This window comes from Vibrio sp. SCSIO 43009, assembly GCF_023716525.1.
In the GTDB taxonomy this organism is placed as follows: Bacteria; Pseudomonadota; Gammaproteobacteria; order Enterobacterales; family Vibrionaceae; genus Vibrio; species Vibrio alginolyticus.
On record NZ_CP071843.1, the window covers coordinates 926,909 to 953,286 of the forward strand.

Here is a 26,378-nt window from a genome sequence, read left to right on the forward strand (position 1 = left end):
TGAGCAGTTCACGCTGTGCGTTAGTAAACATTTCTTGATTGGGGTTAACAACATCTCACAGTGCTTTTAGAGCCAAAATGTTTATAAACATTGCACTTTTTTGAAGTCTGCGCCAAGTGGTCGAGGCTACCCATTTAATGGACACTCTACATCAAGATGCTCAACATACTGCTTAATAAGGTGGAGATAGGTCTTGTAAACGAACTCTGGGCCTTGTAACAAACGACCAGCATCAATTATGTCCTCTATATAAGTTATGCCATTTGGAGGGAAGCTTAACTGTCAACCAAACAGCATCAGTTTGAGTAGTACAAACTCAGGTTAACAAGATATGAATGAGTAAAAGCCCTAGCTCATCCTTGTTATCTATCTTGGGGCATTTACTCTTTTTTAATGCTATAGGTTGCAGGTTTCTATGCTTCACTTCATGAACCTTATTCTCAGAATTTTCGGTTTTTTTGTTCTTCAGGGGCTACTTATGAAGCAAAAATTGCTTCATAATTTGAATTTTGAGTACGCCATGCAATTAAACTCAATAAATACATGCGCTTATATTACATCATGTGTTGTGAACGAGGTACAAACCCAGAATTGTTAAATGTTATGGGTTTATGGTTAGGTTCATGACTATGCTTAAATCAACCACTTACCAACCAGATCACGTACTTGCCAATTTATTATGATGAGTCTACGATAACTTCATAAGTAAAAATTATGTGGTTTTCGTTAGGTTCATAAATAAGTTTATTTAACAGTATTCTGATTTACCATAAAATAGCTAATATCGATCTATCAATCTACGATTGCTTGCTCTTCAATTAGCAACTTATAAAAAATGGCGTCTATTTCTTTAGACGCCATTTTTGTTTACTGGAAATATTAAATTAGCCACCGGCTAATTTGACTGTCATGCCTTTCTTTTCAAGATGTGCCTTGATCTTGTCTCTAGCATCACCTTGAATCTCGATATTGCCATCTTTTACAGAGCCACCACAGCCACAGACTTTTTTGAGTTCTGCCGCTAATAACTTTAAAGGTGCATCATCCAAGTCTAAACCTGTAACAATGCATACGCCTTTACCTTTACGGCCTTTCGTTTGGCGCTGAATCCGAACAACACCATCGCCTTTAGGGCGAGATACTTTTTCTTCTTCCGGTTTAATTCGACCGGTTTCTGTTGAATATACCAGAGTCATTCTATTGTTTCTTTTGTTGTTGAGCTTGCATCGCTTTTTGCTTTGCAACCAAATAAGCTTCGATATGGCGTTGAATAGCGGCTTTGCTGCCCTTAATCAGTTTACCATTAAACATACAGTACCAAGAGTTAGGTTGGCCTGTATCGTTTTGAATAGTATAGCCGTTAAAGACCTCTGATTTTGCAACACCAGTTTGCTGCACTCTTTGTCCGAGTGAAGCAAACTCTTTGGGATCAATAATCGATGCGGTGTCGCACCACCAATCAATGCTTTTCTTTACCGCCGTCAAACTGCCCTGTAAAACGTGGTTCTTGATTTTAACCTTCCAAACACTGCCATCTGATCCGACTGACTGCAGGTTAAAACCTCTATAATTTGAAATCGCCATACCACTGAGTCATCTGTTTAATGCGTTGATATAATCATAATTGCTACTGAGCAATATTCAAATACGGCTTGAATAATCCTTGCTCTAGAAAACAACTTGTATCATAAAACGCGTCTCGATAACGTTAATCACTTTGCACTGTTTATACAATCTTCCAAGAACTCATGAAATTTGTGCCCGTTGTTTTGAAGCATTTTAGGGAACATTGAGATTGGAGTCATTCCTGGAAATGTGTTTACTTCGTTTAAGTAAATCTCATCATCTTCCGTTAGGAAAAAGTCGATACGAGATAAATGACGAAGATTCATTTGTTTAAATACCGTCTCTGACGCATGTTGGATGGAATCTAATTGTACTTGAGTTAGATTCTTCGCCTCAACTTCTGTGAGCGAGTGACTTGAACTGCTGTACTTTTCATCGTAAGAGTAAAAAGCACCATCAGGCGCGATGACCTCGCCTGGCTTAGTGATATGTAGTTGGCCATTCATCTCATATACAGCAACTTCAAGTTCTCGAGGTTTTACTGCTTTCTCAACCAACACTTGGTCAGAAAACCCAAAAGCATCATTTACTGCATTAGAAAGTTTGTCTTTTGCTGTGACACTGTAACAGCCAACGGAAGAGCCTTGACGAGCGGCTTTAACAAAAACTTTCCCCCATTTTTCAAAGGCTTTATGAGCTTGAGCGTGAGCTTCTTCATCGTTTCGCGTTAAGAATAAGTATGGCGTATTGGGTATGCCGATAGCGTCGTACCAAAGCTTAGATGTGATTTTATTGAAACTATTGCTACTCGCTTCTGGCCCGCAGCCAAGATAAGGAATACCTGCGATTTCAAACAGAGATTGAATGTCGCCTGTTTCGCCAGGAAAACCATGTATACAAGGCACGATGAAATCAATGGTTTGATTAGATCCACTTGAGCACAACTGCTTGGTATTGAGATCCAAGTAAACCAACTCACCTTGGTTGGTCATCCAACCTTCGTTTTTTATTTCTACGCGTGTAACGTGAACGTCTTCAATAAGATTTAGTTGTTGTTCGACAAAGTTTGCAGACAATAATGAAATCTCGTGCTCAGAAGAGCCACCGCCGCATAGTAAAAGAATATTTTTAATCATGAATCCATCTTTCCGTGACCTACAAAAGATACTATTTATTATGATAAACCTTTGAAGTGTGACGTACAGTAATTTTAATGTGAGGAATGTTGTTCGAATAGGATTTGAGCAAATAAATAAGGGAGCTATTCGCTCCCTTATTTGATGTGTTAATTTAATTTGTTAAGCGTTGGGTAAGCTGAGTTTTTGATTGCATCAATGCTTTTAACAAATGGTCTTAACTGCTGAAATTGAGCTGGCAAAGTCGAAATCGCTTGCTTGGCTTCTGCGCTTGTTGCGTAGTCTCCGTATAAAACTGAGAACCACTTAGTACCGTTTACAACTTTGTAGTTTTCCCAAATTGGCTGACCGTTCTGTGGCAGCTTATTTGCAAACTGATCGACTTTAGCTTGGCTACCCACAGCTGCGACTTGAATGGTATAGCCGAATCGTTGAATGCCAGCTTGCTTTTTACTTGGTGGTACGATCTTAACTGGCTTCGCCTGCTCTTTTGGCGTTAGCTTGACTACTTTCTTTTCTTCAGGCTTTGCCGTCATTTTCACAACAGTTGGTTGTACGTCTTTTTCTACTACAGCGTTTTCAGACGCCATAATTGGTTTAGAGATACGATCTGATTTGTAGTTCTCTCGGTAACTTTCTGAGGTCACATCCGTGATGTAAGTTTCAGATGCACAAGCAGAAAGCAGAACTGACAAGCCGATGATTGCGATTTTTTTCATGAAGTAACAAATGCTCTGGATAAATATTACGATAAATCATGCCGATAGCAGGGCCGTTTATCAAGCATCAAATACAATAATCTGTGATTTTGATGTGATGAATAACACAAACTCCATAAGCATCGTACACATTTTCTGCAATGTCTGGTCTGAAGATGTTTTATCAGTAAATTATTCGTTTATGATTGATATGAAACCGAGAAGCCAACGTGACTTACAAACGGCCAGGAGTCAGCATGAATAAACTACATAAACTCTTTAAACCCAACTCTGTGGCCGTTATTGGGGCATCTCAAAAAGCATTGCGAGCAGGACATGTTGTGATGCGCAACCTTCTACAAAGTGGATTTGGTGGCGCGATTATGCCAGTAACGCCGCGATATAAAGCCGTATCTGGCGTGATCGCTTACCCTGATGTAGCTTCCCTGCCCTATACGCCAGATATTGCAATTTTGTGTACGAACGTTTCACGTAACGAGCAATTGCTTAAAGAGCTAGATGAGAGAGGCACACCGTTTGCGATTGTTATCTCTGATGACCCTAATCCTTTAGATATCTCATCATTGAACATTCGAGTCTTAGGCCCAAACAGCTTAGGTATCATCCTTCCTTGGCACAATTTTAACTGCACGTTTTCCCCTGTTGCAGCTAAACCCGGAAAAATTGCTTTCATCTCACAATCCGCGGCGGTTTGTACCACGGTTTTAGACTGGGCAAATGATAAGAACATTGGTTTTTCTTCGTTCATTTCGATTGGGCGCGGACAAGATATCGATTTTGCAGATTTGCTCGACTATTTGAGTATGGATGGAAACACTGAAGCTATTCTGCTTTATGTTGATAATATCCAAGACGCTCGCCGATTTATGTCTGCTGCGCGCGCCGCTTCACGTAACCGACGTATATTGGTGCTAAAAGCGGGCCGCTCTAAAGAGATGAATACTTTTGAGCAGCAAGACGGAGATACACTTGACGTAATTTACGATTCTGCTATTCGCAGAACTGGTATGTTACGAGTCAGCAATACGCATGAGCTTTTTGCCGCGGTAGAAACACTCACGCATTCTGTGCCACTTCGTGGAGAGCGTTTAGCGATCATCACCAATGGCGGCGGCCCTGCTGTTATGTCCGTTGATACTTTGATTGAACGTGGTGGCCAACTCGCAACGCTTGATGACGCTTCCATTGAGCAATTACAAGCAGTACTTCCATCCAACTGGCGTGCTCGAAATCCAATTGATCTGTCTGGTGACGCAACCCAAAAACGCTATATTGATACCATTAACGCACTGATGAATAACGACTGTGCAGATGCGATATTGATTATGCATAGTCCTTCTGCTGTTTCTGATCCTCTTGAAACTGCTCAAGTCGTTATTAATGCCATCAAATCTCACCCTCGGCATAAGCATTTTAATATCTTGACCAACTGGTCAGGAGAACAAACGTCGAGAGAAGCGCGACTGGCCTTTACTCAAGCAGGCATTCCAACCTATAGAACACCTGAAAGTGCGGTTGTAGCATACATGCACTTGGTCGAATACAGACGAAACCAGAAACAACTAATGGAAACGCCAACGACGGCAGAGCCATTACATTCTGGAAGTGTGAGTTCAGCAAAAGAATGGGTAAACGAACGACTACTGGATAAAAACACAGTCACCTTGGATACGCATCAAACCAGCCCATTATTTAAGCTGTTCGGGTTTAACGTTTTGCCTACGTGGATTGCATCTGACGACATTGAAGCCGTTCATATGGCAGAAAATATTGGATATCCTGTTGCGGTTAAATTGCGTTCTCCAGACATTCCTCATAAATCGGATGTTCACGGTGTTGCTCTAAATTTAAGAAACAGTCGAGAAGTTTCCAACGCAGCGCTATCCATTTTAGATACCGTAAAGCTCAGTTACCCTTCCGCCAATGTACATGGGCTGTTAGTACAAGGGATGGCAAAGCTCGGCAGCGCTGAAGAGCTACGGATTAGTATTGCAGTAGATAAAGTCTTTGGACCAGTGATCTTGCTTGGTCAAGGCGGCTCTGAGTGGAATATCGCCCAAGATGCCGTCGCTGCACTTCCTCCTTTGAACATGACGCTTGCGCGCTACCTTGTCGTTGTTGCCCTAAAGTCTGGAAAGATTCGCCTGCAGAAACACAAAGATGCGCTCGATATTACTGAGTTGTCGAAGTTCTTGGTTCGTATCTCCCAAATGGCAGTTGAGTTACCAGAAATACAAAAACTGGATATCCATCCAGTACTGGTGTCCGGAAGCGATTTAACTATCCTTGATGCAGATGTCACACTGTGTAAGTACGAAGGAGACGCCCAAAAACGGCTAGCGATTCGCCCTTTCCCGGCAGAGTTTGTCGAAACGGTGACGCTTCGAGATGGCCAACCTATCCTGCTTCGCCCTATCTTGCCTGAGGATGAGCCGCTGCATGCTCAATTCATTAATAGCGTATCGAAAGAAGATCTCTATAAGCGTTTCTTTTCTGAAGTTGGAGAGTTCAACCATGAGGCTTTGGCAAACTTTACTCAAATCGACTACGACCGCGAAATGGCGTTTGTTGCGGTAGCGTTTAATACTGACGGACCGTCTATCATAGGGGTAGCCCGCGCATTGATTACACCAGACAATAGTGACGCTGAGTTTGCTATTTTGGTTCGTTCAGATTTGAAAGGAAAAGGTTTAGGCAAAGTGCTGATGCAGAAAATAATCAGCTATTGCAAAATTAAAGGCACAAAGCAAATGTCTGGAATGACCATGCCAACAAACAGAGGAATGTTGATGTTGGCTCAGAACTTGGGGTTTGAGATCGATGTCCAGTTTGCAGACGGTACGGCAGATATGGTGCTCCCTTTAAATTGAAAAGCGCAGCATTAGCGATGACTTTTACTTCTTACATTCGATAATCAATGGGAATCTAAGAAGTAAAAGTTACGTTGTTACTTTAGTTTCCAATTCTTTTTTAAGTACTGAATACACCAGGATTTTGCCTCACCCATAGTGTTCCGGCGCCATGCCAAAATAATATCCATCGGCTGTTCTTCAGTGCCTTCGATTCGTTTCAATACACCACTATCAATAAGAGGTTGTGCAATTTGGCTTGGTAATGTACCAATGCCTAAACCTGCAGTTAGCGCTTCTACTTTTGCCGTAAAGTTGGTGACGGTCAAGCGAGGTTGTTTTTGAATGATATTAATTGAGAGCGCGGGTTGCTCACGTGCGGTATCTGCAATAGCAATAATCCGATACTTTTCTCGCGCTGCTTCATCAAACTTACCACTACGCTTGTGAACATAGTGATCAGCGGAAGCTACCCAATACATACTCATTTTACCAATTTTTTCTGACTTAACTTCTTGAGGAAGCGTATCCAGTGATGGGCAAATCAGTAAATCAGCTCTCCCCGTATTCAAAGACTCCCAGCTACCAGCCAGAATCTCCTCTTGCAGCCTGACTCGAGTTGAGCTGACCTCGGCCAACGCATCAACCATCGGGAAAAAATTGGATATAGGAATAATGCCATCAAAGGCAATGGTAATATCCAGTTCCCAACCATTCGCCAATAACGTTGCATCGTTCACTAACTTTTCACTGGCTTGTAAAATGGCTCTTCCTCTTTCAAGAATAAGCTTACCTGCTTCAGTAAAATGGGCTTTGTGACCAGAGCGATCGAAGATAATAATGTCTAAATCTTGCTCGAGTTTCTGGATTTGATAGCTCAGCGATGACGGGGCTCTGTCTAACTCATTCGCAGCAGCAGCAAAACTCCCTCTTCGATCAATAGCATCTAGAATATGGAGTGCTTCTAACGTAATTGGACTCTGCACATGGCCTCTCTTAATGTGACATTTATCACATTCGTTGTATTTGGATGAACTTATCAAGAACTAACGACAAATTATATAACATATTGATAACTAAAGACTAGGAATGCTAATAGCCTAAGAAGAAGATTCAATACAAATCAATAAATGACAATGGTAATGATAGTAATTACCATTTGGATCCATTAATATCCGCGTGTTGTTACCTATTATGGATCTAAGGTATTGAAGCCAATGTATAAAAAATCAATTTTGTCAGCCTCCATTTTAGTTGCCCTTTCCCATACTGCTTATGCGGAAGAAGCTTCTAAGTTTGAAGAAGTCGTTGTGTCGGCCACCCGTACCAACCAAACCATAAACACTGTTGCTGCTTCTGTTGCTGTTGTATCAGAGAAAGACATCGAAGAAAACATGGTAAAGGACTTGAATGATCTATTCGAGTATACGCCAGGTGTTACTGTTAATGGCACTCAACGCCAAGGCGTCCAAAGTATTAACATTCGCGGGATGGAAGGTAAACGAGTTAAAATCTTAGTAGACGGTGCATCTCAACCAGGTGTATTCAGCGGTGGACCATATTCGTTTATCAATTCTAGTGCCGTTACTGTCGACCCCGATATGCTAAAGAGTGTCGAAATTGTTAAAGGAGCAGCTTCTAGCCTACATGGTAGTGATGCAATTGGCGGTGTTGTCGCATTCGAAACAAAAGATCCGAAGGATTTCCTCAAAGATGATGGCAAAGACTTTGGTGGTCAAGCTAAACTCTCTTATTCATCGGAAGATAACTCTTTTAGTGAGCATGTAGCTTTAGCAAAGCGTTTCGGTAGTACAGAAGCACTTGTAGCCTTTACACGCCGTGATGGTGCAGAGCTACAAAATTTCTCTAAGGCGCCTTACGATAACTATTCTGTGGACAACCAAGATTATTACAAAAACGATCTATTGGTAAAACTTCAATCTCAATTGAATGACGCTCATCGCTTGGAGTTTTTGGGAGAAGTTATTTACAACGAGACTGACTCAGAGATCGCACATAAAAGTTACAAAAACTTCAACGCTGAAGACACAACCAAGCAAAATCGCATTGGGCTCAAGCACATTTGGTTTGCAGATGCAGCTATCTCGGATACGATCACGTCCAAGCTTACATGGATTGGTAAAGAAGAAAACGGCGTCTCTAATCGCTTTATCGAAGCTAGCCCTGGTTACCCACCTTACGTACCGCCTAGTGGTGACAACCAACAGAAAAAAGATTACGAATATACTGAAGACAAATTTGAATTCGAAACTCAGTTAGATAAAGAGATTCAAAATCACTATATTGTTTACGGAATATCGTACAAACATAGTGACATCAGTAATACCAATCGCGAGTTTAATTCCGATCCTGGCACGCCAGATACTGTTTACGTTTACACACCGGATGCAAAAGAAGAAAGCTTTGGTTTATTCTTGCAAGATGAAATTTCGCTTCTTAATGACAAGCTAATTCTGACTCCAGGTGTGCGTTACGATTACTTCTCTACTAATCCTTCAAATACTTCTGAAGAGTCATTCGAGAAGTTTAGCGACTCTGCATTAACTGGTCGTTTAGGAGCAACTTACTCTATATCGCAACCAGGCACGATCTTCGCGCAAGTGAGCCAAGGGTTCCGAGCGCCATCGTTCGACGAGCTTTACTACACCTACGATAATCCGGCTCATGGCTATACCAACCGCCCTAACCCAAATTTGGGATCTGAAAAGAGTTTGTCTTATGAGCTTGGTTACCGTCATAACACTGCAGCGTCGGCAACTGAAGTAGCGTTCTACTACAGTGATTACAGTGACTTTATTGAGCAAACGTCATCAAACAATGGTGGTTTAACTGAATTCACAAATATCAATATTAGTGAAGCAAACATTAAAGGGGTTGAGCTCTCTAACCGTCTTGATTGGCATGCCATTGCTGGTCTTCCATCAGGCGTGACAACTCGCTTTGTTGCAGCATACACAGAAGGTGAAGATGGTGATGGTAATCCTTTGAACAGTGTAAACCCATGGAATGCCGTAGCTGCTGTAAATTACGATTCACCAAATGCACTTTGGGGGACAAGCCTAAAAGTAAACTACACGGCTAAGAAATCGAACAGTGATATCAACTCTGATGGTGATAAAGGCGGAATCAAAGACCAAGTTGCTTTGCCGTCTGCGACAGTCGTTGACTTAACGGCGTACTACAAACCAATGAAAGATATAACCATTCGTGCTGGTGTTATGAATCTAACGAATGAAGAATACCATCTTTGGAACGATGTTCGCGGTAAGACTGAGTTAAGTCGAGACAAAACGCAAGCTGAGCGTAATTATAACATTAGTGTTAAATACGAGTTCTAAACCTTAAAAACACAAAAGCCAGCGTAATGCTGGCTTTTTTTATGGCTTTCATTTCAAAAATGTAAAGAAAAGTATGAAAAATGAAAGTTTACTGTTTTGCCATCTCTTTTTTCACCATTACTGCTGCTGCAATGATGAAAGTGATGATCAGACCGAGTTCCATGAACTACCCCAATAGCTATGAGAAAATTTATAACCCAAATTAAGAGTCGGGCATAGTTTAACAGCTCTATATATACTTGCTACCTTTTAACCAGTAATTTACGATTTTTTCCGATTTGGATCAAAAAAGACGCAATCACGCGCCTTTTTGTTACTATTATGTAAATTAAAGATTAGGCATCTGGATAACCTTGAGGGTTAGTAGACTGCCAGCGCCATGTATCGCCAGTCATTTCTTCTAGAGTGCGAGTTGCTTTCCAACCTAACTCATTCATCGCTTTTGATGGATCCGCCCAACACTCTGCAATATCACCTGGACGACGCTCAACAAGTTGGTATGGGACATCTTTACCACTTGCGGCTTCAAATGCTTTCACCATGTCCAGTACACTGTAGCCGTTACCAGTACCGAGGTTATAGATATGAAGGCCAGCTTTGCTACCTACTTTTTCTAATGCAGCAACGTGACCATCGGATAAGTCCATTACATGAATATAATCACGTACGCCTGTGCCATCTTTGGTCGGATAATCACTACCAAACACAGAAAGGAACTCTCTTCGCCCTACCGCAACTTGAGAAACAAACGGCATTAAGTTGTTTGGAATACCTTGAGGATCTTCACCTAGCTCGCCTGTTGGATGTGAACCTACCGGGTTAAAGTAACGAAGAAGTGTAATGCTCCAGTCAGGGTTCGCATTTTGGAAGTCGGTTAAACACTCTTCCACCATTAACTTGCTGCGACCATATGGGTTAGTTGCGCTAGTTGGAAAGTCCTCAGTGATGGGTACAGATGCAGGATCACCGTATACAGTCGCTGATGAACTAAATACCAACGATTTAACTCCGGCTTCACGCATTGCATCAACCAATACTAAAGTGCCATTAACGTTGTTGTCGTAATACTCTAAAGGTTTTGCTACAGACTCACCGACGGCCTTTAAACCTGCAAAATGGATAACAGCTTCAATATTGTGCGACTTTAGTGCTTCTACCATCGCCAATTTATCTCTGATATCGGCTTTAATGAAGGTTGGCTTTACACCACATACCTTTTCAATTCGATCTAATACCGTAGATTTACTGTTGTACAGGTTGTCTAGAATCACTGGCGTCATGCCAGCTTCGATCATTTGAATACACGTATGACTACCGATATAGCCCATACCACCCGTAACGAGTACTTTCATTTTATTATTCCTTCTGACGCGAATTGGGTTAGTTTAAAGCTTTGACGTTACGATTTAAACTGTCTCTTGTAATTCGCATCCCATTAATATTGCTTGGCCTTTTCCGGCTTTCTTTGCTTGATACATTGCCGTATCCGCACTTTTTAAAACTCGAGTAGCATCGCGCTCATTTACGCCGACTAATTTTACGCCGATACTAACGCCAACTTTGAGTAAGTGACCTTTGTACTCAATTGGAGCACATATGCTCTCGAGCAACTGTTCTGCTATTCGGGTGACCACTTTTTGATTGGCGGGATTTACCAACATGACAAATTCATCACCAGAAAGTCTTGCGATTAAATCACTATGTCTCGTCGCAGATGTTAGACGCTCGGAAACTTTTTTCAAAACTTCATCACCTGCATCATGACCGTAGGTATCGTTAACTTCTTTAAATCCATCCAGATCGAGGTACAAAACTGCAAATTCGTCACGCAAGTATCCAGAGCGTTGTACTAGTTGTTCCAACTCTAAATGGAACTTAGATCGATTGGCTAACCCCGTTAAAGCATCGTGATGAGCTAAATGCTCCAATCGTTCCATCTCTTTTGCGCCGGAAAGGTCGGTAAGAACAATAACCAGATCATAGAAACCATAGTCTTCACACTTAACGATACGATTGACTCGAGCAAACATCGGTACAAACTGACCAATATGGTTCTTCTCGATAACTTCACCTTGCCAAACGCCATAATTTTCTATCGACTCGATGATACTAGGCATCATTTCCTGTAACTTGCGCCACTTTAGCGTTTGGATGAATGATTTCCCAATAAGCTGATCCACCTCTAAGCCGACTAACTTAGTGACGGCAGGGTTTGCCATCGTAATGACACCGCGATGATTAAGAACAATGAGACCATCTTGGCTGCTTTCAAAAACACGCCCCGCAACACGTTGCCGGTTTATGGCTTCTTCAATTTCGGTGATATCTTGAATCGAAAACAGTAAGTATTCATGTGTCGAGAGGCGACGACTGGTTAGGCTCAACTGCTGTTCGTTATCTGCATTTTTGAGGTGAATATCATCGCACTCTAGGCCTCGACTCAGGATCTGACTCAGCTCATTCGGTGTTTTGGTTTTAATTAGATCACGAATATTGGCATATTTAAGTTCATCTAATTTTTTTTGAAATATTTGCTGGGTCGCCGTATTACAATGAATAACACGTCCGGAATTGTCGGTAATAACTAATGCATGCTGAACAGATTCGATAACCTCTTCTGAAAATGCGCGCTTTTGTTCTAGTGTGTCTAGCGAATGTTGCCGCTGCTTCTCACGTACTGTTAACCTATTCATCATTTGATTGAAAGAGCGCGCGAGGTCTCCAATTTCATCCTTGGCGTAATAGCGAGCTTGATTTTCCGTGTTTCGTCCGTGTGTCACATTCTCTATTACGCGGTTGAGTTCCATCACGGGCCTGAGAACAAGCCTCTCGATACTTATGTAAAAAACAGTGCCACCAGCGATCAGAAACAGAAGAAGTAAAGCGCCATCTTGAAGTAAAGATTGTATGGCTTCTACAATTGGGCGATGAGAAAGCGTAACTCTCATGCTACCAATGACATAGCCATCATGGATAATCGGCTCTAGAACATAAAGAAATTTGGTTGATAAGGCATAGCCTAGAGCGTGCAACCTACTTCTTTCGGTTTGACTTGGAACGGGTGCCAGTGCCCCACTTATCTCCATAACAGCGAATGGTTGGTCATCTTGGTCATAAAGTTTGACCCGAGTTACATTTGGCTGGTTTAAAAAGTTGGCGAGAATAGTTTGAGCTTTTTGCTTGTCCTTTGTCGTCAGCGCATCTTTAATTGAGAAAGAAACGTTGTTAATCAACTTTCTTGTCTGCTCGACCAGTTCATGCTTAGACGATTGGTATACAGTATACGAGGTGTAACCTTTTGAGATAACAAAGATAGCCGTTAAAAAGACCAGAAGAGGCCAAATAAGCTTCGCTCGTAATGACATATATATTCCTGTCGCAGACAACCACAAAAATGACAGAAGAACCATTATGCAATCTATCACCCATGAAGGGCGACAAGATTAACACGATGCTAATGCAAAATAACCTTAAATTCTCAAAAATTGGATGGAAAAGAAACGAAATACCTTAAAATTCGGATCAACTCAAATAACGGCAACATCTTTATGGACTAACGTGATCTTTTTCGCCAGCTATCTGCTCAAAAAGCTTCGTTTTCATGATAGAAGAATGAAGTGAGTCACTGAACCTAGATGCATTTTCCTGCATCGTAAACCCATTGCTTGTGTAGAAATAAAACGTATGACATTGAATAAACAGCAACTTACATTGAACTGTGATATGGGCGAGAGCTTTGGCTCTTGGAGTATGGGCGCAGATGAAGACGTGATGCCCCATGTTGATATGGCGAACATCGCGTGTGGTTTTCATGCCTCCGACCCTAATGTCATGCACGACACCATCACCCTAGCGAATGACAACGATGTTGATATTGGCGCACACCCAGGTTACGCCGACCTACAAGGCTTTGGCAGACGAAGCATAAGCATGACGGGTGATGAAATTACGAACATGGTTATATATCAGGTTGGTGCTTTACAAGCATTATGCCGGGCGCAATACACAGACATCAGTTACATAAAGCCTCATGGCGCTCTATACAACGACATGATGAAAAGTGATGCGATATTTAGAGCGGTAGTTAAGGCGGCAGCACTGTTCAAAGTACCGTTAATGATCCTAGCTTCACAGGAAAACGAAAAATACTTAGAAATCGCAGACGATTATGATGTTCCCTTGCTATTTGAAGCATTTGCAGATCGTTTGTACCAAGATGACGGCTTACTGACTCCTAGAACACAGCCCAATGCCGTGTTAAAAAGCGAGCACGCGATACTTGAGCAAGTCCGGACCTTAGCTGACTCTGGGCGTGTCAAAACCGCTTCAGGCGGTTACATATTATTGGAAGCCGACACAATTTGTGTTCATGGTGACAATGAAGAGTCGATCGCGCTGATCCAAAAGATCCGCCAAAGCCTATACGCTGGAGGAAATTAATGCATAAAGAGAAATTTAATATCTCTTTGATCTCCGAGTGCAGTATTTTCATTAAGTTTGATGAGAGTATTTCTGAAAATGCAGTAGGAGAGCTTGCTCGCAGCATAAGAGAAACTTTCGCTTCAATTGTTATGAACGTTGTCCCCTCCTATCAAACTATTCTCATTGATTACTTACCTTTTCGAATCAACGAAAAGAACTTAGCCAATGAGCTGCAACAAATCGTGAGCCAGTTTGATACTCAATCACTTAAGCTTTCCCAGCCAAATCACATTGCTATCCCTGTATATTACTCTGAAGAAACCGCGTTAGATCTATCTCGTTTTAAAATGCGAGGTCTGTCATTAGACGATCTTATTACCCTGCATACGAAAACCGAGTACGCGGTTTCTGCAATTGGCTTTGCTCCAGGCTTTGCATTTCTCTCGGACGTTGATACTCAATTGCACATGGCAAGGCTTGCCACACCAAGAACTCAAGTGTCGGCCGGAAGTGTAGGAATCGCAGACTCTAAAACGGCCGTCTATCCATCAGATAGTCCTGGCGGATGGAACATTATTGGTAAAAGCCCGCTTGCGCTCTTCTCCGACTCTCCTCCTTTTATACCGTTTGAAGTGGGTGACAAGGTCACCTTTAATGCTATTTCAAAACAAGAGTTTATCGATTTAGGAGGCGTACTATGAGTTACGGTGGATTACTGGTGGAAAAGCCAGGACCGCTCTCTTTAGTTCAAGACTTTGGTCGTTTTGGCTTAGCGCATGTCGGTGTGACTCAAGGTGGCCCGGTCGACGACTATGCTTACAGTTGGGCCAACCATTTGCTTGGTAACGTAGTCAATTGCGTTGCGATTGAAATTACTCTGGGTAACGCTTGTTTTATTGCATTGCATAACTGCCACCTTGCTATATGTGGCGGTGATTTAAATGCAAAAATAGATGGTGAACCTATTTCAAATTGGTCTGACTTTACGTTGAAAAAAGGACAGAAGCTTCAGTTCGGAGTCGCAAGGAATGGACTTCGCTCCTACCTAGCGGTTAAAGGTGGATTCAATGTTGCTCAGCACTTAGGAAGCGCATCGACCGTCTTGCGAGAATCTCTAGGTGGTTATGATTCAAATGGTGGCGCTTTGAAAGCTGGTGATATTCTTCCCTTTGTCCCTCATAACTTACCGAAACGTAAACCAAGGCAAATGACGTTTCGCTTTAAGCCAGATTACAACTTACCCATTAAGCTGAGAGTGATTGAAGGCTATCAGAACGAGGACTTTGATGAAGACGCTCGCCAAGCATTTTATAACAAAGCATTCATCATCTCCCCCAATTCGAATCGCATGGGCTACCGTCTTGAGGGCAATAACATTCGTCCACCTTACGAAGGCGTACTATCAGAGGGAATTGCGTTAGGTTCAATTCAAATACCTAGCGATGGTAACCCTATTGTGCTACTCAACGATCACCAGACTATTGGCGGGTATCCTAAATTTGGCTGCGTAGCTCGTATTGACTTACCTAGACTGGCACAGGCGAAACCCGGACAAAAAGTCAATTTTGTGAAAGGAGATAGAATAGGCTTGCAAGAAGTATGGTGCCAATGGGCTCAGTTTTTTGGGTATTAATACAACCACTGAGCCCAAACACAGCCGATTATGCAGGCATACCATAACGCACTGCTAAAGCTTGTGGATAGCCTCGCTCTTGAGTGAGTTTAATCGCGTACTGCTCGACCTCTTGTTCAGACCACTTTACAGCGACCGGATGCTGTGTTTCCACATTTTGGTTAGGATCGATGTCAAACCAGAATTGAAGCATTTTTTGCGCTGCGAGTAGTGTCGATGACGCTTTTACCACCTCTATTCTCGCGTAGTGGTTATCTTCAAAAGTCACATCTGCCGCTCTGAGTACTGGATCTGTGCCGGGAATTTGCTGAGCGCCAAATAATGCTTTTCCTCCTTTTACAGCAGAGTGATAGTCGGGAATGAACTGTGCCATGTGTTTGATGGCGTTGTTCGTTCGCTCTTCTAACACTTCTTCTCTCCAGCCGTTACGGATCTTCGAGAGTAAAGGCATAGGCAGTTCAGGTTGAGCAGATGAGTTCGTGCTCTCCACTAAACCATCTTCAAACAGCGTGATTCCTTTTGTCATACCATGAAGTTGAAAGTAACCATCGCCATAAGGCGTCAATTGAGCCATTCCTTTATCGGTTCCACGCGGGCCATGAAAAATAACTTCTGGCCATTGTTGTTGACAGTCTGCCCACCTCGTAACGTAAGCGGCTTTAAACTCCACCAACCTGTCTCGCTTGGCACCAACTGTGTTGTCAATTGAGCCTGTTTCAAAGCCACACGCGTTAACCAAGTAGTCGCATGTCATAAGGTAATCGATACCTTCACGTTCATAGCCAAGTTGCCAGTGTTCCCCCATCCAATCGGCTTGCTTGAACGTTGCTTGTGTGAAGACTGAAGCATTAGGAAGCGTATCTAGTGTTAAGTTGGCAATTGCGGCGAGGCGAAAAACACTCCAACCATATTCTTGAACTGCGACAACAGGATACTTTAGCGCTTCAAGATCAGCATGTTGAGCAAAAGGAATACACCACTCATCGAAGTTTGTAGGATGACTTGGTTGAGTACGTTGCGCGAGAGCTTCTAGCTCCGCTTTTGAATACAGTTTGTAGTATTCGCTTGGTTCGCCGAGCACTTTATTACTCTCATCTTTATCAACGAGCGTCTGATAAGCACTTTTCACAACCTCTAATCGCGGAATTAGTGTGGATGGGTCTCCACCATCGGAATGAGGAACCGCGATGATTGTCGGACGAATATTCAGTGAAAGCGGATACAGGCGAACAGTATCAATAGATTGTGCTAACAAGTCTAAGCATTGTTGCTCGGAAATCTCTCGATATAAATTACCACCAGCATGCAAATGACAAATGGGTGGACCATTTACTAGTGATACGCCCTTCTCTATTACGGAAACTTTAAAACCCAGCTCCGCAAAATGAATTGCTGCTGTTGCACCTGCTACACCGCCACCAACAACAGCGATATGCTTATCTTTATAACTTGGAAACTCAGACTTCATTGCTTCACTAAAAATTTTATAAGGAAAATTCTTTACTAACGGTGGATTCTACTCGTGTTTGAACTTGATTAAAATCACAAAAAGTTCATGGGTTTGCGAAATATCCAACAGCGCCTGTAAAGTGCATTAAAGTAGAAAAAATTTGCGAAAAAGTACTTGACGACATGGTTAAGAAGACACTTTTTTGTGTCTATGTGAATAAGAATTTCACTGTAAGACCCATGGCGCAAAGCCTGCAGAAACACCCCACTTTTTACCCCATTTAGTTATCCCAAAAGTTATCCACTGTTTTTGTGGATAACTAAAATAAAAGTGTCATGGAGTGTTCCAAACTTGATAACACTCGCTGCGATTAAGTGTTTACTGGCGTTAACAATCTTTTCAACAAACTCATCACTACAAGTGCCAACGTAACAAATGTTACAAGCGGTAAAGCTATCCACAATTCGGGGTGAATTTGTGCATTGAGATCGAATCCATATGTCATGACTGCGGCCACACAAACTTCCGCAGCAAATACCGCAACACCACTAGCAATCAACGCCATAATTCCGTACTCGGCCCACAGGGTTGTGTTGATCCGTTTCTTACTTGAACCTAATGTGCGATACAAACGAATCTCTTGTTGGCGTTGGGACAAGCTTAACCTCAGTAGCGTAAAGATGAGCAGCAGACCAGCAACAACGCCTAAAAGAGCAAGGATGGTGATTGCTGATACGATTTGCTGAATCAAAGCCTGAATTTTCTCGCCCATAGTTCGGATATCTAAAACAGAGACCGTTGGGTGAGCACGTGACATTGACGTCAACAACGCTTCATTTCCTTCTTCAATCCTATAACTGATGAGGTAAGAACCAGGTAAATTAGCCATCACGTCAGATGAGAAAATAAAATAAAAGTTAGGCTTCATGTCACGCCATTCGACATAACGGATGGTATCTACTACTGCATCGTAATTCTGGCTGTTTATTACAAAGCGCAGCGTATCACCGAGTTTTATGCCTAAGTCATTTGCTACATCCGCTTCTACAGATACACTCCCTTTGTTTGTCCATTCACCCGAAAGCACATCATTATATTCTGGTAGGGTATCTCCCCATGTCAGGTTTAGCTCTCGACGTATCGCGTCAGAACCTTCTCCTTCGTAATCAATCTCTTTGACGTTTTGACCGTTAATCTCTGTTAGTCGTCCACGAATTATTGGATAAGCTTGTGACCGCGTAACTCCATTTTTATCTAGGTTTTCTAGGTAGTTATCGAGCTCATAATCACCAATGTTCAAAGCGAACACATTTGGCGCGTCTGCAGGTAAGGTTCTCTCCCAATCCGCGAGAATATCGCTGCGCACAAGCCAAATGATAGACAGCAACATCAAAGATAATGCCAAAGCACCAAACTGTAGGCCGCTGGTTACTGGCGTCCGGTTGATACGACTCAACGCAAGCTTCATTGCAGGATGGGTTGACACACGTGCAAACAGCTTTGTGAGTGTGACGCTAACTGCTGCGAGTACCACAAACTGTACCGCTATACCAGTGAGCACGATCCAAACTAAGGTGTTATCTGCATACAGTAAAAGCAGTGGAACAACGGGAACTAGAACAAGTAACATTCGCTTCCAAGAACGTTGCGCTTTACCCTGCTGTAGCACTTCTAACGCGGGAGTTTTAATCAAGCCTAACAATGGTATACCGAGAGCAGGCACCGTAATCAAGACTGCTGAGATAAATGCCACCAAAAATGGTGTGACGCCGTAACTAGGGAGTGGCTCGGGTAATAAGTCTTTGAGTGGAATGCGTAATAAATATTCCAGCCCGCTCCCTAACAATAGACCGACGACACTGGCACTAATGAGAAGGATTGTGACTTGAATAAATAACCACTTTTCAATCCATCGGCGGCTCGCACCAAGACTTTTCAACATCGCGATAGTTTGTGTCCGGCTGTTCACGTAATTTTGACAAGTAAGAACCAATGTTGTCGCCGCCATAATGATGACAATTGCTACTGTCAACGACAGATACTGCGTCGTGCGTTCAAAAACCTCATTACTACGACTGGCAGTATCTTGCGTGCGCCAGCGATCGCTCGGAGAAAGCTGCGTATCATCTTGTAAGCTCTTTAGTGTTTTATCATCGGCTTGTAAAAATAGACGGTATTGAACTCGACTCCCAACTTGAATTGCTCCTGTTTTATCTACGTCACTTTGATGAATGTATGCAGAAGGCATTTGCTGAAATGGATTAAAGCTCAAGCCTGGTTCCATCAATACTGCGCCTGATACAGTAAACTCGGCATCGCCTATCGTGACACTGTCACCTGGCTTTACGCTTAGTTGAGTCATAATCCGCTCATCAAGCCAGAGTTGGTTCTCTTTAACGCGACCGGCTGGATTATTTTCAAGAACGAGCTCTCCCATTAAAGGGTAATTATCATCCACCGCCCTTACAGAAATAAGCTGCATACCATTATCGCTAAATGCCATAGTGGCAAAGCGTGTCATCGTCGAACGTTCAAGGCTTTCAGTCGAGGCTAACAACGTGTCCGGAATGGGATTAGCAGACACAAACACCGCATCTGCCGTTAATGCGTCCTTCCCCTGCTTGACGATCACCTGCTCCATTCGTTCTGCTAATGCAGAAAGCGCAAAGATACTCGCAATCACGAGAATAAGAGCAACGCTAATAGGCCAAAGATTCCCCTGCCTTATTTCGCCGAAACTCCAGCGTATCAAGCTTTTATTCGACGAGTGCTGTGTTGTACTGTTTTGCTCTGTGGATGTTGCTTCACTTGATGATACTGCAGACATTACATCTCCTCCTTAAGCTCACCCGCCTCCATACGATAAATACGGTCACATCGGCTTGCTAGATGACCATCGTGTGTTACTAAAATCAGAGTTGTCCCGTGCTGTTCATTAAGATCGAATAGCAGCTCAATCACTTTGTCTGCGGTTTGATGGTCAAGATTACCGGTAGGTTCGTCTGCGAACAACAGTTCAGGTTGTGTCATAAATGCGCGCGCTAGTGCAACTCGCTGTTGTTCACCACCAGATAACTGGCTTGGTAGATGGTCGACACGTTTTTCCAATCCAACAGAAGCTAATAATTCCGCTGCTCTTGCTTCATCTTCGGCTTCACCACGTAAAAGACAAGGAAGCGTGACATTACGTAATGCACTCAAACTCGGGATTAACAAGAAACTTTGGAAAACGAAACCTAAAGAGTCAGCCCGAACTTTCGCACGTGCTTCATCATCCAGTTTTGATAATTCATGACCTAATAAAGTAATTTCGCCTGATGTCGGAGTATCAAGACCAGCTAGCAACGTCATCAATGTTGACTTACCTGCACCGGAAGTTCCGACGATGGCGATTTTTTCTCCTTTTCGGATGTCAACATTTACGTCTTTGAGGATTGTTAATTGTTCTTGATTAGTAGAGACTTGTTTAGAAACCAAATTGGCTTGAACAATAGGTGCATTAAGTACAGGTGTTTGCATGATTCGTATACTTTCCTTAGTTCTATTTTTTTGTTTTTCCGCTACTGCACATGCGAGCGAAAAGCTACTTGTCTTGGGTGATAGCTTGAGTGCAGGCTATCAGATGCCGATCGAAGAGAGTTGGCCTAGCTTACTCCCTGATGCGTTGTCAGAACATGGTCAAGATGTAACAGTTATTAATGCCAGTATTTCTGGCGATACCACTGGCAATGGCTTAGCACGGTTACCTCAGTTGCTAACTCAGCATAGCCCTGACATGGTACTTATTGAGTTAGGTGCCAACGATGGCCTAAGAGGTTTCCCTCCTAAACTTATTACGTCGAATCTTTCAAAAATGATTACCATGATAAAAGATTCTGGTGCGGACGTTGTCATGATGCAAATTCGGGTTCCACCTAATTATGGTAAGCGCTATAGCGATATGTTTTACGATATCTACCCTAAGCTTGCACAGCATCAACAAGTTGCCTTGATGCCATTCTTCTTAGAGCATGTTGTCACCAAACCAGAATGGATGATGGATGATGGCCTTCACCCAAAACCAGATGCACAACCTTGGATCGCAGGTTTCGTTGCTCAAGAATTAATTAAACATCTCTAATTTTAATGGTCTAGCTCAATAAGTTTTACGTAACTTTACGTTAATCTATTTTCAATTCCACTCATCGAGGATAGATAACAACATGCGAATAGAACCGTTAATTCAAGGTGTTGTTGCTCGCTCTGCGCACCCCAAAGGGTGTCATGCATCTATTAAAGAGCAAATTGAATACGTAAAACGCGCCCCACAGATCAAAAAAGGCCCAAAACGGGTTTTGATTATTGGTGCCTCCTCTGGTTTCGGCCTAGCGGCCCGAATCGCCCTAACGTTCGGTGGCGCTAACGCCGATACCATTGGCGTCTCATTTGAGCGTGGCCCTTCAGAGAAAGGGGTTGGGAGTGCGGGTTGGTATAACAACGTCTTTTTTAAGCAAGAAGCAAATCAAGCCGGGCATACCGCAATAAATATTGTTGGTGATGCATTCTCTGGTTCGGTGCGCAATCAAGTGATTGAAGCCATTGAAACGTACTTTGAGGGTGAAGTTGACTTAGTCATCTATAGCTTGGCAACCGGTGTTCGACCTAAACCTAAATCTGATGAGTTTTGGCGCAGTGTCATTAAACCGATTGGTGAGCCTGTCACTGGCGCTTCTATCATGCTGGAGAACGATAAGTGGATAGAAACCACCTTAACGCCAGCAACAGAAGAAGAAGCCAACGCCACCATTAAAGTAATGGGCGGCGAAGACTGGGAAAGCTGGATTGACACACTCATCAATAACGACTCTATTGCAAACGGCTGCAAAACCATCGCCTTTTCTTACATGGGCCCTGACATTACGCACCCAATTTATCTCGATGGTACGTTAGGTCGAGCGAAAATCGATTTACACCAAACCAGTCATTCATTAAACCTCAAACTCGCCAACTTTGACGGCGGTGCTTACGCAACCGTGTGTAAGGCGTTGGTGACGAAAGCCAGTGTATTCATCCCTGCGCTAAGTCCCTACCTGTTAGCGCTTTATCGAGTGATGAAGGAAAAAGGTACTCACGAACGCTGTATTGAACAAATGCAGCGGCTGTTTACTACGAAGTTATACGATCAAGAGAAAGTGCCAGTTGACGGTGAACGCTTGATTCGAATAGATGACTTGGAACTTGAACCGCAAGTTCAACAAGAAGTCCACGCTCTTTTAGAACAAATGAATGCTGATAACTTTAAAGAGATTGGTGATTACCAAGGTTTTAAAGATGAGTTTATGAAGCTCAATGGCTTTAACTTTGAGGATGTCGACTATTCGCAAGACATTTCTATTGAATCGTTAATGTCGCTTAAGCCTTGATGCTTGTTATCTGTTTCAAGGATGAGATATGTGACAACTATTCCTAGTCCTGAACACTTTTCAGGACTTTTTTTTGTTTCGAGCCCTAGCCACCCTATACTTAATTAAAAAGCGAGAACAAAATAGAGCAGTCTGCATTTTTAATTCACAGGAAGTGAAACCACGTAAAGGATGACCTATATGGGGAGATTGCAAACATTAGACTACGAAATCCCTGAGTCTATGCGAAGAAGTTGGCAAGAAATCGTCAACTTACTGGCTCAAATAACACACGTACCCACCACATTAATTATGCGTATCCATCCGGATCGCATAGAAGTAAATACATCTAGCGAAACTCTAGGTAATCCTTATCGTACTGGCGATGCAGAGCAGCTTGGTAACGGTTTGTATTGCGAGCAAGTTATAGAACAGAAAGGCGAGCTTGTAATCCCCAATGCGCTTGAAGATGAAGAATGGCAAAATAACCCAGACATCAAACTAGGCATGATTTCTTATTGCGGCTTACCGCTATTCTGGCCAAATGGGGAGACATTTGGAACAATCTGTATGCTTGACTCTGAGAGAAACGAGTACAACGATAGTTACCGTCAGTTGCTTGAAACTTTCAAAGATTCAATCGAAGCACAGCTTTCAGTTGTGTACCAACAACATAAACTTCAGCGACTTAACACCGAGCTAAAGAGTCGAATTGAAAATCGTACCACGGATTTAGCCCAGTTAAGTTACTCCTTAACACAAGAGATTGATCGCCGTAAAGCCGCGGAAAAACAAGTGAGCTACCAAAAAACCACATGATCAGGGAACTGGATTTCTAAATCGTTCTGCACTTACATTGTCCAATACACCTTACAGTCCCTTGATAGTGATCAGCAATCGCTTGTGGTCATCAACATTGGTTTTAGTAACGCTCGCAGTATTCAGACCAGGCACGGGTTCGAGGTCTTTGACAACATTTTAAAAGAATTTCACTCCAGATTAACCAGACACGGTGCTAGCGGATTTATCACTGGTAGACCAAGTTCGAATGACATGGTTTTATTGATTTGGGGAGAGGATATTGAAGCTCGGTTAAATCAACTATTAGATGATATCACTAAAATTAGCGTAGATGGATTTGTCTTCAACAAAACAGAAATACATTTGCACACGTATATCGGTATAGTTCAAGCTTACAAAGATTGCAGCAATGCTAAGCGTATCCTTCAACATGCATGTTACGCGATGCTTCTATGTAAAGAATCCGGCGAACCTTTTAGTTATTTTAGAGAAAATCATTCGGCTGATCTCAATAGTCACAATGAACTGGAAAGTTACCTTTTACAAGCAGTGCGTAACGACGATTTAGTGTTGTACTTTCAACCTCAAGTAGACTCCAAAACACGTAAATGGATTGGCGCAGAAGCCTTGCTTCGCTGGAGACATCCAATACTTGGCGACGTTTCCAACGAAGCATTGATACATATGGCCGAACAAAACGGGCTTATCTTTGAAGTTGGCTCTTTTGTTCTGCGTACCGCGATAGACAAAGCGAAACAATGGTCTGAGTTAATCGATAACTTCAAAATTGCCGTCAACGTTTCTCCCATTCAATTACAAAACGTAAATTTTGCAGAACAAGTGCAACACCTACTCGACACTTTCCATTTGCCAGCACACTTTCTCGAACTCGAAGTAACCGAGAGCGCTCTAATTGCTGATGAAATAGTAGCACGCACAACGTTAAATAAGTTGCATAAACTAGGTGTGACATTGTCACTTGATGACTTTGGTACAGGATATGCTTCGTTCAGCTATTTAAAGAAATATCCGTTTGATGCCATCAAAATTGATAAAAGCTTCGTCCAGCAAATGGAAAAGTCAGATGATGATCGCGAGATCATTTGTTCAATCATACACATTGCAAAAAAACTGGAACTCCAAGTAGTGATCGAGGGCATTGAATCCCACCAACAAGAGCAGTTTCTTATTGGTGAGGGTTGTGATATCGGACAAGGTTTTCTTTATGGTAAACCTATGCCTTGTAATGAATTTGAGCAAAGTTTGTTTAATCAGCGCCTTTCTGGCGGGCAATACGCCTACTCTTCCTAAGCATTCTCTTTACTATGAGGGCGGTGGTTTCTATAATCGCCGCCCGCTTCTATTAAAAGGCCAATATCTTCATGGATCAGTTGACTGCCACGCTTAAGAAAATTGAAAAGCAGAACTACCGAGCTTATCAGCAAATCAAAGGTCAATACGACTTCACTGATTTCACTTTGTTTGTCGATCATGTACAGGGTGACCCTTATGCATCGGCGTCACGTTTTCGTGCGACTCGCGCATGGTCTTTGACTGGTCTTGAGTGGCTAAGAGACGAGTCTCCTGCATTTCAAAGAGGTGCACGTGATTTTATTGCGCGTAGTTTTGAACAGTTTGCTAAACAAGAAAACTCAGTATCAATTTCACTGACAGGCCAAACTGTACTGGATAGCACCGCGGTGTTGTTTACTGAAGAAGGTATTGAACTGCGTTTTCGAGTTAACTTACCGGCTGAAGGTCGTTCAGTATTGGGGAAAAAAGCCAACAACATACTGACTTTCCACCTGCCTAAGTTTATCCGTCGAGCAACTTTAGAGCGTGAACTCGACAAAGCCGCTTTAATTAAGCACTGCCAAGTTGTTGAAGACCAAGATGCCCTGCGAGAACAGTTAGAGGCCAATAACTTAGTCGCGTTTGTCGCAAACGGCAGTATTCTTCCTCGAATTGCAGGTAATTGCGACCTTCCAATGAAAGAAGCCGTTGAGTTTAAAGCCCCTGAATCTCTACAAGTCACTTTACATGCGCCAAACAAGGGCCATGTCACAGGATTAGGAATTCCAAAAGGTATCACACTGATCGTAGGTGGCGGCTTCCACGGTAAATCTACCTTATTAAATGCAATAGAGCGTTCAATTTACGATCATATTCCAGGAGATGGCCGCGAATACATTGTTGCCGATAACAAGGCTATGAAGATTCGTGCCGAAGATGGCCGATGCGTACACCACTTGAACCTGTCGAACTACATCAACCATTTACCGATGGGTAAAGATACGGCGGACTTTTCTACTCAAGACGCATCAGGCTCAACGTCGCAAGCCGCTTGGCTTCAAGAGTCTATTGAAGCGGGTGCAAGCACATTATTGATTGATGAAGATACTTCTGCTACCAACTTCATGATTAGAGATGAGCGTATGCAGGCATTGGTGGCAAAAGGTGATGAGCCAATTACTCCTCTCGTCGACCGCATTGGTCAATTACGAGATGATCTTGATATCTCTACCATTATCGTTATGGGTGGGTCGGGCGACTACTTAGACGTTGCCGATACCGTCATTCAAATGCACGACTACCAAGCCGTTGATGTGACTGAAAAAGCGAAAGAAGTTATCGCTCAGCACCCTACTCAACGCCATAACGAGTCAGAAGAACGTTTACAGACCTTCCCACCTCGAGCACTGAACCGCGTTGCGTTGATGAATATTCTGACTGACGGCAAGTTCCGTGTGAATGCGAAAGGCAAAGAGTCACTTCGATTTGGTAAAGAGTTTACTGATCTTAGCGCTTTGGAACAGATAGAGTCAGCCGATGAAGTCAACACAATTGGCTGGTTATGGTTCCAAATTGCTCAACTTCCAGGTTGGTGTAATCATCCGGCGAAGGAGATTGAAGAAATGCTGTCTGGTGAGTGGCATGCCGCTCTTCCTAAACAAGGCGACTTAGCCAAACCACGCACACTAGACGTTATGGCAGCCCTCAACCGCATGCGAAAATCTCAGTTTAAGTCATCATGCTAGTTTTGATACGCTGACAGAGACAGT

General features: G+C 42.8%; 18 protein-coding genes and 1 pseudogene. 9 read left to right on the forward strand and 10 right to left on the reverse strand.

Annotated features, from left to right (window positions below; translation table 11 throughout):
- Positions 1-884: 884 nt before the first annotated feature.
- The 4 genes from yciH to J4N43_RS19795 form a co-directional block, all read right to left on the reverse strand.
- A complete protein-coding gene (gene yciH, locus J4N43_RS19780; protein ID WP_005376292.1) occupies positions 885-1,196 on the reverse strand; it encodes a stress response translation initiation inhibitor YciH in 312 nt (103 codons plus the stop codon).
- 1 nt (position 1,197) lies between these two features.
- Positions 1,198-1,584, reverse strand: a complete 387-nt coding sequence (locus tag J4N43_RS19785; RefSeq protein WP_005376294.1) for a DUF3319 domain-containing protein — start codon at positions 1,582-1,584, stop codon at positions 1,198-1,200.
- A 128-nt stretch (positions 1,585-1,712) separates the two neighbouring features.
- Positions 1,713-2,702 (reverse strand): D-alanine--D-alanine ligase, encoded by a 990-nt coding sequence (locus J4N43_RS19790; protein ID WP_085569029.1) that lies wholly within the window; start codon positions 2,700-2,702, stop codon positions 1,713-1,715.
- Positions 2,703-2,851: 149 nt separating this feature from the next.
- The gene (locus tag J4N43_RS19795) at positions 2,852-3,421 is read right to left on the reverse strand and encodes an SPOR domain-containing protein (protein WP_252094171.1); all 570 of its coding nucleotides are present in this window, start codon (positions 3,419-3,421) and stop codon (positions 2,852-2,854) included.
- A gap of 236 nt (positions 3,422-3,657) precedes the next feature.
- On the opposite strand from J4N43_RS19795, the gene J4N43_RS19800 reads away from it, so the two are divergent.
- Positions 3,658-6,291, forward strand: a complete 2,634-nt coding sequence (locus tag J4N43_RS19800; RefSeq protein WP_085569030.1) for a bifunctional acetate--CoA ligase family protein/GNAT family N-acetyltransferase — start codon at positions 3,658-3,660, stop codon at positions 6,289-6,291.
- A 77-nt stretch (positions 6,292-6,368) separates the two neighbouring features.
- On the opposite strand, the gene J4N43_RS19805 is transcribed toward J4N43_RS19800, so the two are convergent.
- Positions 6,369-7,256, reverse strand: coding sequence for a LysR family transcriptional regulator (locus tag J4N43_RS19805; protein WP_017634152.1), 888 nt, complete (start codon positions 7,254-7,256; stop codon positions 6,369-6,371).
- Positions 7,257-7,487: 231 nt separating this feature from the next.
- On the opposite strand from J4N43_RS19805, the gene J4N43_RS19810 reads away from it, so the two are divergent.
- Positions 7,488-9,629 carry a TonB-dependent hemoglobin/transferrin/lactoferrin family receptor gene (locus J4N43_RS19810; protein WP_053349881.1) on the forward strand — a complete coding sequence of 714 codons (2,142 nt, stop codon included), beginning with the start codon at positions 7,488-7,490 and terminating at the stop codon, positions 9,627-9,629.
- A gap of 335 nt (positions 9,630-9,964) precedes the next feature.
- Here J4N43_RS19810 and galE read toward each other — a convergent pair whose 3' ends face one another.
- Together galE and J4N43_RS19820 are read right to left on the reverse strand one after the other, a co-directional pair.
- Positions 9,965-10,981: a UDP-glucose 4-epimerase GalE gene (gene galE / locus J4N43_RS19815; protein ID WP_005376309.1), complete on the reverse strand. Its 1,017-nt coding sequence runs from the start codon at positions 10,979-10,981 to the stop codon at positions 9,965-9,967.
- A gap of 54 nt (positions 10,982-11,035) precedes the next feature.
- Entirely contained in the window at positions 11,036-12,994 is a 1,959-nt protein-coding gene (locus tag J4N43_RS19820) for a diguanylate cyclase domain-containing protein (RefSeq protein WP_025767774.1), read from the reverse strand.
- A 319-nt stretch (positions 12,995-13,313) separates the two neighbouring features.
- Here J4N43_RS19820 and J4N43_RS19825 point away from each other — a divergent pair, with 319 nt between their 5' ends.
- Genes J4N43_RS19825 through J4N43_RS19835 form a run of 3 tightly spaced genes read left to right on the forward strand, consistent with a single transcriptional unit; the run spans position 13,314 to position 15,684 of the window.
- Positions 13,314-14,069, forward strand: a complete 756-nt coding sequence (locus J4N43_RS19825) for a 5-oxoprolinase subunit PxpA (protein ID WP_005386314.1) — start codon at positions 13,314-13,316, stop codon at positions 14,067-14,069.
- Positions 14,069-14,752: a 5-oxoprolinase subunit B family protein gene (locus J4N43_RS19830; protein ID WP_053349880.1), complete on the forward strand. Its 684-nt coding sequence runs from the start codon at positions 14,069-14,071 to the stop codon at positions 14,750-14,752. The genes J4N43_RS19825 and J4N43_RS19830 overlap by 1 nt, the downstream gene beginning before the upstream one ends.
- Positions 14,749-15,684, forward strand: a complete 936-nt coding sequence (locus tag J4N43_RS19835) for a 5-oxoprolinase subunit C family protein (RefSeq protein WP_053349879.1) — start codon at positions 14,749-14,751, stop codon at positions 15,682-15,684. Before J4N43_RS19830 ends, J4N43_RS19835 begins: the two co-directional genes overlap by 4 nt.
- Positions 15,685-15,712: 28 nt before the next feature.
- Here J4N43_RS19835 and J4N43_RS19840 read toward each other — a convergent pair whose 3' ends face one another.
- The 3 genes from J4N43_RS19840 to J4N43_RS19850 all read right to left on the reverse strand — a co-directional run bounded on the left by J4N43_RS19840 (position 15,713) and on the right by J4N43_RS19850 (position 20,653).
- Positions 15,713-17,152: an FAD-dependent oxidoreductase gene (locus J4N43_RS19840; RefSeq protein WP_005376318.1), complete on the reverse strand. Its 1,440-nt coding sequence runs from the start codon at positions 17,150-17,152 to the stop codon at positions 15,713-15,715.
- A 352-nt stretch (positions 17,153-17,504) separates the two neighbouring features.
- Entirely contained in the window at positions 17,505-19,961 is a 2,457-nt protein-coding gene (locus J4N43_RS19845) for an ABC transporter permease (protein WP_033907075.1), read from the reverse strand.
- Entirely contained in the window at positions 19,961-20,653 is a 693-nt protein-coding gene (locus J4N43_RS19850; RefSeq protein WP_033907076.1) for an ABC transporter ATP-binding protein, read from the reverse strand. The genes J4N43_RS19845 and J4N43_RS19850 overlap by 1 nt, the downstream gene beginning before the upstream one ends.
- Between J4N43_RS19850 and J4N43_RS19855 the strand changes: the two genes are divergently transcribed.
- From J4N43_RS19855 to J4N43_RS19870, 4 genes and pseudogenes are all read left to right on the forward strand, one after another.
- Positions 20,652-21,254, forward strand: coding sequence for an arylesterase (locus J4N43_RS19855; RefSeq protein ID WP_033907077.1), 603 nt, complete (start codon positions 20,652-20,654; stop codon positions 21,252-21,254). The genes J4N43_RS19850 and J4N43_RS19855 overlap by 2 nt on opposite strands.
- Positions 21,255-21,336: 82 nt before the next feature.
- Positions 21,337-22,536, forward strand: a complete 1,200-nt coding sequence (gene fabV, locus J4N43_RS19860) for an enoyl-ACP reductase FabV (protein WP_033907078.1) — start codon at positions 21,337-21,339, stop codon at positions 22,534-22,536.
- 180 nt (positions 22,537-22,716) lie between these two features.
- A pseudogene (locus J4N43_RS19865) lies at positions 22,717-24,627 on the forward strand (bifunctional diguanylate cyclase/phosphodiesterase).
- 71 nt (positions 24,628-24,698) lie between these two features.
- Positions 24,699-26,354 carry an ABC-ATPase domain-containing protein gene (locus J4N43_RS19870; RefSeq protein ID WP_053349878.1) on the forward strand — a complete coding sequence of 552 codons (1,656 nt, stop codon included), beginning with the start codon at positions 24,699-24,701 and terminating at the stop codon, positions 26,352-26,354.
- The last annotated feature ends 24 nt before the right edge of the window (positions 26,355-26,378 follow it).